At 50.9% G+C, this 13,284-nt stretch carries 5 protein-coding genes; 4 read left to right on the top strand and 1 reads right to left on the bottom strand.

Going from position 1 to position 13,284, the window contains the following annotated elements; translation table 11 throughout:
* Window positions 1-3,015: a DEAD/DEAH box helicase gene (locus BUB29_RS01750; protein ID WP_051915036.1), complete on the bottom strand. Its 3,015-nt coding sequence runs from the start codon at window positions 3,013-3,015 to the stop codon at window positions 1-3.
* A 212-nt stretch (window positions 3,016-3,227) separates the two neighbouring features.
* Here BUB29_RS01750 and BUB29_RS01745 point away from each other — a divergent pair, with 212 nt between their 5' ends.
* From BUB29_RS01745 to BUB29_RS01730, 4 genes are read left to right on the top strand one after another with little or no spacing between them, the layout of a single operon-like run.
* Window positions 3,228-4,787: a hypothetical protein gene (locus BUB29_RS01745; RefSeq protein WP_073117551.1), complete on the top strand. Its 1,560-nt coding sequence runs from the start codon at window positions 3,228-3,230 to the stop codon at window positions 4,785-4,787.
* Between the two features lie 41 nt (window positions 4,788-4,828).
* Window positions 4,829-6,913 carry a hypothetical protein gene (locus BUB29_RS01740; protein WP_143155118.1) on the top strand — a complete coding sequence of 695 codons (2,085 nt, stop codon included), beginning with the start codon at window positions 4,829-4,831 and terminating at the stop codon, window positions 6,911-6,913.
* Window positions 6,903-7,904: a hypothetical protein gene (locus BUB29_RS01735; protein WP_033522929.1), complete on the top strand. Its 1,002-nt coding sequence runs from the start codon at window positions 6,903-6,905 to the stop codon at window positions 7,902-7,904. The genes BUB29_RS01740 and BUB29_RS01735 overlap by 11 nt, the downstream gene beginning before the upstream one ends.
* The gene (locus tag BUB29_RS01730) at window positions 7,889-13,126 is read left to right on the top strand and encodes a DEAD/DEAH box helicase (protein ID WP_033522930.1); all 5,238 of its coding nucleotides are present in this window, start codon (window positions 7,889-7,891) and stop codon (window positions 13,124-13,126) included. The genes BUB29_RS01735 and BUB29_RS01730 overlap by 16 nt, the downstream gene beginning before the upstream one ends.
* Window positions 13,127-13,284 lie beyond the last annotated feature (158 nt).

The raw sequence follows: 13,284 nt of genomic DNA, 5'->3' as shown, positions 1-13,284 counted from the left end.
CTATTCCTTACCTACGAATGCGGCCACAATGCGAATCACCGGTTCGCCGGAGGCATCCAATGTGTCCTGAACCCAGTCGGCATATTGTTCGAGCATCCGATCAACCTGTTTTGTGTTTTCCTTGGTGTTTTTGCCTTGGGATTGCAACAGTGCCTTGCGTGCATGGGACCAATGCTCGATGCGGCCCATTTGCCGAGCCACTTCTTCATCTGCCTGCGCACGATATTGTTCACCGCAATCGCTGAGCATGCTCTTGCCGCGCGATACCGCATCCTCCAACAGCAGTTGTGCCGCATCTATCTGTTCGGAGCTGGCCGCGGAATCCTCTCGATTCACATAACGACGTTCAGTGGTTCCCGGAATCAAGTTCCCACGATATCCGGTGATACGCCACACTTCCTCAAGTGGCAACATGCCCATGCATTCGCCATCGAGATACCGTACACCGAACCATTCATCGATCACCGGGGATGCGTGCCTGTTGGCGACCATGCCGTTCATCAGCATAATCGTCTCATCCGCATGCAGGTTTCCGTTGGTCACGCCAATAATCGGGGCCTCGTCACGTTGGTACAGCAGTGAAGAAGCCTTCAACCCGACCCATTCCGTGATCGGATTCAACTCCCACAGGTATTGGACCCGACTCCATGACTCGTCGTTGATACGGGCCAGCAGACCGTTGGCTTGGTCTTCGCAATATTTCGCGTCATCACTCCATTCGGCGATGTTGTCTCGCAACACCTGCGTGTTCGGCACACGTCTGCGCAGCCACGCGCGCAACGGGCTATCCCCTTGGAACTCCACCGCGAATCCATGAGTATCACGCAACTGACGTTTCGATTTAAGACCAGCCGACTGCCGGAACTCCTCGCAGGAGAGCCCCTCATCCACATACTCGTAATCCGACATCAGCGTAGAGGGATCGGCTATGCCGCCATCGTCGGCGCTCCCAGTCACGCTCTCCCCTGCGGACTCGTTTTCCTCAGTGCTCGTAGTATCGGAGCCATCCAGCGTAGTGAGGTTGAAGAAACTCAATGGATCGAAAACATCGTCATCCGGCACAGTTTCGACATCTTCGGAACGTTCGTCCGAATGATCGATGTCCTCATCAGGAATACAAAGTCTGGCTGCGAAATTCTCCGCCGATTCGCCGGACTCAATCGCTTCGCGGGTGAAATCCTCCTCCTGATCGACGTCGAATTTGCCCATGAGCAAGGACGGATCGCCGATATCCTTACGTGCCTGGTCTTCCTTCTGCTGCAGGATCTCTAGAATATGCGCGTCACCCTGAATCTTTGCATTACGCGAGTTGATCATCATGAAACGAATATCAGGCTGTTTGCGCTGCCCGTAACGGTCGATGCGTCCGTTACGCTGTTGGAACACCATCAACGACCATGGAGTGTCGAAATGGATGAGTCTGTGGCTCAGATAGTGCAGGTTCAGACCTTCAGAGGCCACGTCGGAGGCCACGAGAATGCGTATAGGCGAGGACTTCGTACCGAAATCCTCGACGATTTTCTGCTGTTCCACATCGCTCATGCCGCCATCCATGGAGACGATGGCCTTCTTCGGTAGTTTGAGATCCTGCCGCAAACGCTCCTTAAGATAGTTCTTCGTCTCGATGCGTTCCGTGAAAATCACGATACGGTCATCGGCGTCTTCGCCGTTATGCCAACCGTAATCGGCACTGCGCAGAAGCTGCAGCAGTCTCTGGTATCGAGAGAACTGCATCGGACCAATCTTCTCCAAAGCAGCTTTGAGTCCTTCAAGTCTGTCGACGTCTCCGGTCTGGTCGGATACATCTTTTTTGGCAAGCCGCTTTACTCGCTCGTCGATGGTCTTGATGCACGCTGCCGGCGATGAAAACAGACTCTTCTCAAGCATCGTCTTGAACAAGAAGGAATTGCTTCTCTTCTGATGCATATCCATGACGAGTTTCATATCGGTCAAGTAATCGAACGCCTCTTCCTCGGCTGCGGTGGCCGTGCATTTCTCCTGCGTCACCTTGCGCTCCGGAAAGCTGCCTGACACCTCGGCCATCACGTCCTTCTTGAAACGGCGAACATACAGGTGTTCGACATCCTTCTTGTCGTACTGCTCCGGATCGGGCAGAGTGGTTGGGTCGAGCATGTTCATCAACGAGGCGAAACTGCGAGCGCGGCCGTCATGAGGCGTGGCGGACAGCATAATCAACGTGTCGGAACGGGAGGCAAGGCGTTTGGCGAGCTTGGCGCGTTGCGCACTACGGCCGTTGACGGCACGGTCGGCGACATTCTGAGCCTCGTCGATCACGATGATGTCCCAATACGAGGCATCGAGTGCCGCGCCATATTGGATGTCCCGTTTCAACGTATCAATGGAGATGATCACCTTGTCGTAGTAGGAGAACGGGTTGGCGTTCGCAGGAATCTCGGAACGAATCTGCTGGATACGCGAGGAATCCAGACTAATCAGCGGGATGGTGAACCGTTCCCACATCTCCTTCTGAAACTGGACCATCATGCTTTTCGCCGTTACCACGAGAATACGGCGGCCCTTGCGGCGCTTGATGAGTTCCGCCATCAGGATGCCAGCCTCCAAGGTCTTGCCAAGACCGACAGCGTCGGCGATGAGAATTCGCTGGCGCGGTTGGGTGAGCGCCTTCTTTGCTGGAACGAGCTGGTATGGCAGGGAGTCCATGGCAGCCTTGTTGCCGACATGAATCCTCGCATCGGTCGGTGCAGTGGCACGTAACAGACTCTCGATGAACAGATGCGACTTCGCAGCTCTTGCCGAGGTGTCGGGAATGAAACGCGTCTTCACCGGATCGACAGGTGTAATTGTGTCCAAATCATCAAGGAACGTGGCCGTCACATCCCGTACCAGAGCGGAGATGCCAGTACATGAGACGGCGTGATTCCCAAGGCTGTTCGGTTCGACTTTATCGACAAGCCATTCCTGGCCGCGGATCAGCACTCTCATGCCGGGAGAAAGCAGTTCTCGTTCCGAATGCGCGCCATGCTTCATCGCCATGTGCTCCCCCATATGCTCTTAATCCCAATGTTTTCGCATATATTGTATGCCATTAGGGGTGGAAACCCTCTGCTTTTCCGCATTCTTTTCGTCCAATTCCGGAAACACACCCTTTAGAAATCTGACAAAATCTTTCCACCCGTTCCTACAATGAAAAGGTCAGTAAGGACATGACCATTCAGCGTTCATCATCAACCACAGGAGGTTAAACGATGGATCGGGCGAAGACATTAAAAGATGGCAGAGAGCTAACTGTCTTCGCGCATGATCTCAGCAGTAAGGGGAGAAAGCGCGTCACTCGTGGCGCCCGTTTCAAGTGCCCTTACTGTGGTCGTCCAGTTGATCTCGCCGCATTGGATTCCACGAAAGTCACAACTTATTTCAAGCATCACCGAAATGATGAACTGGCCAAATTCTGTGATGAGTATGTCAGCGGTAACGGATCCGGAAACCTCCTCATGAGGAATCCTGTCGTTCCCATCTTCCTTGATTTCGAAGGCGAATCCACAAAACGGTACGTGCTGAAGACGGGACTGTATGGAATCGGAAAAAGACTGCGCAGCGATCTCAAAAAGACCACAGAGGCTTACATGTCAGTCAATGGGCGAACATACCCGTTATGGCAGATGGCAGCTGAGTCTTTGAGGATTCCCATTCGGAAACTTCCAACGCTGGAACTAAGCAATGAGATAACGGTAATGGCTCCTGAATCCATACGCAGAAGAATAGGAGAAGCCGAAGATTGCAGATCCGGCATGGTATTCACCAGTGACTATGACAGCGCTCCGCCAAATCATGCCAACCATATCGGAATCCGAATCCGACGTGGAAATGACGTGTATGTGGGACGACGTTATTATCTTGTAATCGATTCAAGGGAGCCGAAACTGTCCAAATCGGTTGCCACATCCTTCGATACGGCGAAAAAAGTCGGAGTCCTTACAGCAAACAGCTGTTTCACTGTTTGGCGTGTGTCTGTTGCCGCGTCATCCTCCAAAAGAGAGACCGCTGCGAATATGTTCGCCCATTTCGGCTGCCGTCTTACCGACAAGGAAAGAACAGTCGATTTGCTTTGGCCTCCATCTCTCACCTCCAATGGAATCGATCAGCCATTGTTCGAGAACACATCCGTCATATATCACGAACCGGAGGGAACCGGCAGCCACAAGGATAATGGAACCGTTCAACTCACGCATCCCGCAGAAATCTATGCGCTGGGAGACGACTACATATCTCCATTCGGATATATTGGAACAGGCAAACATGAACGCCCAATTTATGAATTGGACACCGGTTTTTTGGTGTCCCGACCGGATGAATTCCACACATGGCGAATGATCAGCCAAGATCAAATCGATTTGTCAGCATTTTCGGCATCGGAGTGTGACGAAACGTCGGTGATCCTGACATCAGATGACAAGCCGAATCTGACTTGCTCATTCCCTGTGAACGTGGAAATACGTTCGAGGACAGGGAACGTCCAGACCGAGAGCCTTCTTACAAGCGAGGAAACGCTTCCTGCGAAGCGGAAGGATCTGGTTCTGGTTGCATCAGCAAGGAAGGCATTCCCAAGGTCTTTCCTGCTATGCGTAAACAATGCCGGTATGACAGTGAAGTCAGCGTCCTGCCCCGTCACTGGGCTTGATTCGAAGTCACGACTGCGAGAAGTAAGTCACGGCATGTCAATTGCAATGAGACGTGCCGGCATCGCAACCAGGGAAAATAGCGCATCAAAAAACAAAATACTAATCCAAGCAAGGAGAGGGGAATAAAAATGGCAGGGGGACAAGAGTACATAAGAGAATCAATCTGCATGGTTCGGTACAACCATGACGGCACAGTCAACAATTATCTCCGTCTTGCCGACTATGATTCCCAAGCGCAGGATATCCCTTTCCTGTGGCTGGATCCCGGTCGTTGGATCGATAAGAACGATCCGGATGACCCAGCAACGCTGTATTCGATGAGCATCACTAGCAATAGTGAACGTTTCAGCAGCGATTTCGTACGCCTGAGGTGGAGGCCTAACCCCTCAAAACCAAACAGACCGACTGTAATTGATCCTTTTGATTTCCATAATTCGTCCTATGACACCAATCCGCGTGGCCTCATCGAGGTGGTCTATCTGACAGACAACAACGCCGCGCTTTCTGAGATGCTTTCTGTCGGATTCGAATACCAAGGCAGACCAGCAGAGCGTATTCTCCTCGTATACAAGCGCCACAAGAAAAACATGCTGGAAGCGACTATGCTCCAGAGCAGCAAATTTGAATTCCAGAATGGAAGAGCGAAGCTGCGCAAATACATGCATGACGGAAAAGTGACGGCACCCTGCTTCATCATCAATGAAGACGACGTGCTGGTACTGACTAGACAGTTCGGAGAAAAGACCGCACGGATGCTTTATTCAAAAGCCACTCTTCCGGATCCCAAAGGCACCATACCCATCAGGCCTTTTGAGGATTATGCTGATGACTATCTGAAATGGTATTGCGACCAATCCGGCTTCAATTATTCCAAAGACGAGCGTCAAAGAATCGCAGCGTTGTTCAAGGAGACCATCAGCTCACCAACCACACTGGAAACCTATGCAGGAGGACCTCTCAATGAGCACGATGAACAGCTCTACTCGCGCGTAGTACAAAGGCTGATACATGCTGATGATGATTTGATGAATCGGATCATCAGCCACGTATTAGCGGCAGACGAAAGCTTCCATCGTAAATGTCTTGAAGTTGTTCTTACAAGCAAGGACCAGGAAATCGAGGAAAGGAACAAAACCCTCCAGCAAATCGAGAATCGTATACGCGAAAAGAACATTATGCTTTCTTCGCTAAAACAACGAGAAGCTGACGACGAAGCCAAACATTCGAAGTCTGTTGAGGAGCTTTCCCAACTCGACCAACAGATAAAGATGACGCGTCGAAATGAGGACGAGGTTCTGAAAGAACTGGAAAATAACGTTGCTCTGAAAATCGGGCTACGAAGTGTCGTTCGGAACATGCCAACGGCCACCGACAGCCCAATCGATTCGATTCCCCTCCCCTGCCCTCTGTCTGGCGCATCAAAGAAAGCAGAACCGGGAGTAGAAGCGGGCGGCACGCTCATCGGCAATCTCAAAGATTCCGGTATATACGCAATCGGGGAAATCAGCACGGAAAAATTATCAGACGGATTACTGGCAACAATGGCAGCGACCAGATTCCTTGCCATGGATTCATCATTCTGCTGCAGCATCGCCAATTCGTTGTCGTTCACGATATCCGGCAAACCCGCTTACCATGTCGCAGTGCCAATTGATTGGACCAACGCCGACACCGTGTTGGAGAAGGCAAATCAAGTAGACTGCACAGTCTTGGTGATAGACAATATCATCGACACCATGAACGAAGGACTTCTATTCTCCCTCGTGCGATCGGGAACCGATAAGACCATCGTCTTCCCCATCGGAGCGAGAGGAAACCTCAAGCTCCTCGCGCCGGAATTATGGGAACGTATCTTCTATGTACCGACCGATGGATTCATGCAGGATCCCTCGGATGAGATGCTGGCCCAATACAAAGCAAAAGACTTGTCCGATATTGAGCAGGTCGAATTCAAGCCCAAGAACAAGGAATCATTAGACGAAAATCTTCAAGACACGCTGCCAAATAACGCGCTCGTGCTTCCATGCAAGATACTCGAGGCATTTCGACGTAACAGCGCCAAAACAGATGAGCAGCAAAAAAGAAAAGGAATGAGCGATTTCCAGCAATGGACAATCGATCATCTGCTCATTCTGGTCTATGCCTTCGCCGGACCGAGAGAAATGATGATCTTCGCCAAAAACATAGATGAGACGAATCGAGCCGAACGGCTTCTCAGAAGAATCGACAAGGACGCAGCCAATGAAGCATGACGACTTGCTCAATATTATGGCCGCGGATCTTGGAATGAGTCGATATCGAAATGAATCGGATAAATCGTTCGGCATCAGAACGGTTTATTCCGCTTCAAGATTCTGGATCGAAGCCTTTTGTCTGGACGATGAACGGATGGGGGCTGATGGATGCCAGCCCGGCATCATTTCACGAAAACTGAACCTTTGGCTCGACAGAATCTCATCCATATATCCGTTCATAGGACAATGGATTAACAGCCAACGGCACTATACGCCATTTTCCAAACTCCTCTACAACAGACTCATCATGGTCGGTGACATCATCTCCGAGAACAACGGCGAAACATACAGATGTTCCTCCCGCCATACGATTCAAATCGACAATGGCTTGAAGGCGCTCTTAGGCGTTTACGATACGACAGGCGACGACACGTCTCTGCCGATTTCGGGAATGATGCTCTCGAAACGCGACCAAGCTGAACCACAGATCAAACGTAACCCGGAATGGTGGAATCTGCCACGAGAATACTATGCCTGGTCGTCTTGCTCCGACGAGGGAATCAACGAATACGCCGACCCATCCCGAAAGAGCGTCAGGGACTGTTGGATTCCGAAACCCGTTTTACCGGATGGAATCGGTCTTGGAAGGAGACAGGAAGCCCATAAATACACATACTTCCTTTTGCATAACCATCAGGACACTATCGAAGCGAGAATCATCGACGACTACCGATGGCCGTCGCTGTACACGCATCTGAGGAACATCGTGGGCAATCCCTATTGGGCGGACGTGGAAAAACTGGATGATGCCCATTACAGGATTGAAGCGCCTTTCAGCCTACTTCCGCCCGAAACATCCAGATGGCTTGATTTCATGACATGGCCTGAGAAAACCCCCGATGATTGCGTATTCCGAATCATCCGCACCGAATTATTGAAAACCGCCACGGATATGCTTGAATCCTGCGGAATCAAAGTAAGGAACAGCAAAACATGCCAGTCCAACTGAGTATCGCCGACGCCGAGAAAGCCATCTCGAATAGACTCATCGAATACATCGAGACCGAATACTTCGGCAAGACACGGGAGCTTCTTTCCAGATGCAAGGAAACACTCGCCGCTCCTGGAACACTGTTCCAGAAACCGTATCTGGAGGCGGCGAAAGCCTACCAGCTTGCCGAAGGAGGTATCGGCAATGCCAAGATTCCGGAACGAATCAAAATCCTTCTCCAGACTATGGCGGAGAAAGACAAGGGCGTATTCGCCAAACCCTACAGTCACCAAATCGAATCCCTCGAATCATTCTGGAACGGCTATGATGTCCTGGTCTCCACGGGAACTGGTTCCGGAAAGACGGAATGCTTCATGTGGCCGCTCGTCTCCAAAATGGCGGGAGAAGCCATAGGATTGACCGGCGACCGTCTGTCGTGGGAAGGAAGCCGGGCGGTCAGAGCATTGATCCTGTATCCGATGAACGCGCTTGTATCCGACCAGGTCGGCCGTCTGCGCAGAATGGTCGGCGACAAGCAAGGAAGTTTCTTTGACATATGGAAAAGTGCCGTCGGAAATGTACGACGGCCCCAATTCGGCATGTATACCGGCAGGACACCTTATGCAGGTGACACAAGGAGCAAGCGACGCGACAAGGAATACGCCGAAACGCTGCGGCGCGATTTCGGTGAACTCAGTGAGGAGGACAAGCTTCATCTGTCGGAAACGGGACGTTTCCCGGAAAAGCAGGATATTCTTGCCTATGCCGATGTGATCGCGGAAGGTGAGGACGGATGGAGTCCGCTGGATGCGGAGATGCTAATGCGTTTTGAAATGCAACGGCATACGCCGGACATCTTGGTGACCAACTACTCCATGCTGCAGTACATGCTTATCCGATCCACAGAAAACGGTATCTGGAAGAATACCGCGAAATGGCTAGAACGGAATCCAAAGGAACGAATGCTGCTCATTCTCGATGAGGCGCATATGTATAAAGGCGCTGCTGGAGGCGAGGTAGCCCTGCTGCTGAAACGCCTTGCGGCAAAGCTCGGTGTCGGGATGGAGCGTTTCCAATTCATACTGACTTCCGCTTCCATTCCTGAAAACCATGAGCCGGTCGCACACTTCTTCGAGGACATGGCAGGCAGAACAGCCTCAAAGCTGCGCATCATCACAGGCAGAGAACAGAAAGTCACACATGGCTCCCGAATCCTTTCTGCGAAAGACGTAGTAGCCGCTGCCGGAACCAGTGATGGGCCGGATACGTCGATGACACGTCTCCGACGATTCTTGTCGGGAATCGGACGACCTGTTCCGAATGACATGGATGAACAAACGATACGAGAACTGGCCGGAGACGAGCTCCAGAAGATTGAGCAATTCGGAATGTTGGAGGAGATTCTCCGCCAGAGAACAATGACTTTGGACGAGATCGCGGAAGAGATCTTCAACGACGAGCCCGATGCCACCAACGCGACCGACATCCTGCTGAACATCGCCGCATTGGCCTTGAACGATGGACGGCCGCTCTTGCCGACGCGCATGCATCTCTTCATCAGAGGAATCCAGTCGCTCACGATCTGCGCCGATCCTGGATGTCCTCATGTGGAGAAAAGAGATGATCTGCCGCTTGGCAAGGCGTTCATCAACAAATCGGCTGGACGTTGTTCCTGCGGCGCAAAGACCTACGAACTGGCCACCGACCGTACCTGCGGAGCTCTGTTTCTTAAAGGCTACGCCAATCCCGGTGAAGACGGCTTCTTCTTCTGGAACGAGAAACCTGTCGGGAACAGTGAGATCAAAGAAATCATTGTCATGCCGATAGCAGAAGATTCCCGTCCAGACGACGTCAAGACAGGATGGCTCAATACGATATCCGGCAAGATATACCGTGACGATCATCACGGACAACCGCATTTCTCACATGTGGCCTTCTCTTTCGACCAACCCCAAAACATGGATGGCAAAAGGATGCAGTTCACCACCTGCCCGAAATGCAATGGCCGTCTTTCAGTCAGCGATTTCACGACCAAAGGCAACGAACCGTTCTACAATGTCGTCGCCGAACAATTCTCGTTGCAAGAGCCTTCAAGTGACCCGGAAAAGCTACGAAGGAATCCGAACGCCGGAAAGAAAGTGATCCTCTTCTCCGATAGCAGACAAGCCGCCGCCAGAATAGCGCTCGACCTAACCGAATCCTCCGATAAGGACCTGATGCGCAAGCTGTTGTGCCGGGCGGCATACGACCTGTACCAGCAGTACGAAGACGAGGCAACGGTCAGTGCGATTTACCCGATGTTCCTGAAAACCGTTTCGGAACATAAATCACGCATCTTCTATGGAGATGATCGCACAGTCGTAATGGATCAAATCAAAAGCGACCAGAGACGTTTCGACAATCCACACCGTTTCCTGAGAATTCTAAGAAGCAGCGACAGCAATGTGCCGGAAGAGTATCAGCGCCTTCTTTTGGCACTAGTCTGCGACCATTATCGGTCCCTCAGCGACATGGCCATCGGATGGATAGATCCTTTTGATGAAGATATATTCGACATTAGCGAGGAACTTGACAAGAGCGGAATTACTGAAGACGAGTTCAAGGCTATTTTCTACGCGTGGAGTGAATATCTGCTCATCCACAACGCCGCTTTGGACTCAAATATCAAATGGTCCACACGAGATAAGGCAATGCCTTTCTCCAGAGAATATGGCATAGACCATGACAATATTTTCAAAGGACAGACTCAGGGAAAGAGATCGTTGTACGAGTTCTTGAAAAAACGTTTCGATGCTGATGAAATGACGCATCTCACGAATGCGCTAAATCATTTCCTTGAGACATCGGCGAAAGATATTCGATACAAATACCTGAATCCGCACCGCCTCACATTGAGAATCGAACCGAATACCCAATGGAAAGTATGCAGTCGCTGCGGCAAAAACGCACCATATGATCTATGGGGCAAATGCCCTCATTGCCGGCAAGGCGACATGCATGAACTCGCGGATTTCAGTTCCGTTGCGTTCTGGCGCGATCCAATAGTCAAGATTCTCCAAGGTGATGACGATTCCCTACGCGCAAGAATCAACACTGAGGAACATACAGCCCAGCTGTCCCATAAGGATGGTCAGAGCGAAAGCTGGTCCACCACCGAGGAATACGAGATGCGGTTCCAAGATATTTATACGTCCGATAACGAAGAGCCCGTGGATGTTCTCTCCTGTACGACGACGATGGAAGTCGGTATAGATATCGGATCCCTTACCGCAGTGGCGCTTCGCAACATTCCACCGATGCGTGAGAACTACCAGCAAAGAGCGGGACGCGCGGGTCGTCGTGGCTCTTCGATATCCACTATCGTGACATATGTCGATGCCAGGCCATTCGACAACCACTACTTCGAACACCCGGATCATATTGTTCGAGGAGAGTTGAGAGAGCCACACATCGATGTGGATAATGAGAAGCTAATCAGACGGCATCTGGCGACCATCCTGCTCACCGATTTCAGCACCGAACATGGATTCTCAATGGAGAACATCACCATTGAGGATTTCTTCGAAAGCTATTGGAAGGAATGGAATTCCTTCCTCAAATCGTACGATTTCGGCACCATCGTCCAGCAACAGATAATCCCACAGAATTGGAAGCTGGATCCCGATGGATTCCGTCGGGCCCTATCTGTGGAATTGAACAATCTTAAAGAAGATTTCGGGAAATACAGAGAAAATTATCTGTCCGCAGATAATAAAACCTGCAAAAGTCTTTTGGACAGCCTCCTTGAAGCAGCCATACTTCCAACGTATTCCTTCCCTCGTAACGTCACCGGATTCGATATCGAGGATTCATCCGATGCCAAAACACTCGAGCAACGTCCGGAACGGTCACTCGACATGGCCATCAGCGAATACGCCCCAGGACGGGAACTCATTGTGAATAAGAAACGGTACATTTCTGGCGGGATCTACTCGCATTCGTCAAGATTCGCTAAAAAACAGGGAGAATCTTTCGAACCAGCAAGAAAATATTTCAATAATAAGGACTATCACAACGAGGTACTTCTCTGCACAAACCCGACCTGTGGATGGTTCGGATACGAAAAAGAATTGAGAGAACCTGACCGCTGCCCATTCTGCAAAGAACCCGGACTTGAACACAAGCCATTCCTCAAACCATGGGGCTTCGCGCCAAAGGACGGAAAGCCTTCCCCATCAGCAAGCGAGCGCTCCGAACTATCCTTTGCGGAACCACCCTTCTATTCCGCAACGCCTTCCGAAGAGATGACGGATGCCGGTTATGCTCATATCAAGTACAGCGAAAGGCATGACTGCTCCCTTATGGTCATTAATAAAGGGCCGAATAGCGAGGGATTCACGATTTGTTCCCGGTGCGGAGCCGCTTTCCCGACAACGGATTCAGCAGGTATAGCTAAGCGTATCAAGGCGCCTTATACTAAGACTCCGCAGAACCGGCAGCCTGACTGCACGCATGACTTTGACAGCGGAATATATATCGGAGACGTGTTCAATACGGATATGATCATATTCGCCCTCCGCTTAGACCCGAGCGAGGTGAGTGTCGGTCAAGCGAATAGATGGCTGAAACGGGCTCGCGTATCACTTGCCGAAGCGATGCGTCTCGCCGCCGTCGACCTGTTGGACATCGATTTCAATGAATTATGCGTCGGCAGCCGCTCACGTCTTGATGGAAGTGGTGAATCCGCGTTCGCAGACGTGTTTCTTTTCGATTCTCTCTCCAGTGGAGCCGGATACTCGTCCGCCCTTTCCAAAGGGCATAATCTCGAGAAACTCTTCGGCAAGACTAGAGGCATACTCACCAGTTGCGATTGCGAAGATGCATGCTTCTCCTGTCTGAAGCATTACTATAACAAGCAATTCCACAATCAGCTCGATCGTCACGCAGCACTTGATTTGCTTGACTATGCGATGAATGGGACTGTGAGAAATCACGTGTCTGATGGTGATGCACGGGATGCCTTTTCTTCGCTTGCAGAAGTGATCCAGGATGACGTAAGGGCGGTATGTTCATTCAAAAGCGACAAGATGACTTTCATGCTGGATGGCAAAGAAACTACTCTCACTTGCCTTCCGGATATGAAACCCAAAGTATCCGCGTCAGCAGTAAATGAATATTGGCAGTACGAGTTGAAGCACAACGTTCCAGGAATTGTCGAAATGCTCATCAAAGAACGATCAGGCGATTCCACGTTGTTTTGATTCCTTCAATCGGTAAACGTAAATGTTATACCCACCAAATAACTGCTAGATGAGCGTCTGTAGAGATCTGCGAAAAGTAGACGAAACGTTTTGAGCCGATGACAGAACTGATGGGTTGGGTGGTTAACAGACATATAATCTGCTAATCACCCAGCCCA

Source organism: Bifidobacterium merycicum DSM 6492, assembly GCF_900129045.1.
GTDB classification, from domain to species: Bacteria; Actinomycetota; Actinomycetes; order Actinomycetales; family Bifidobacteriaceae; genus Bifidobacterium; species Bifidobacterium merycicum.
This window is presented reverse-complemented; position numbering and strand designations above follow the sequence as displayed.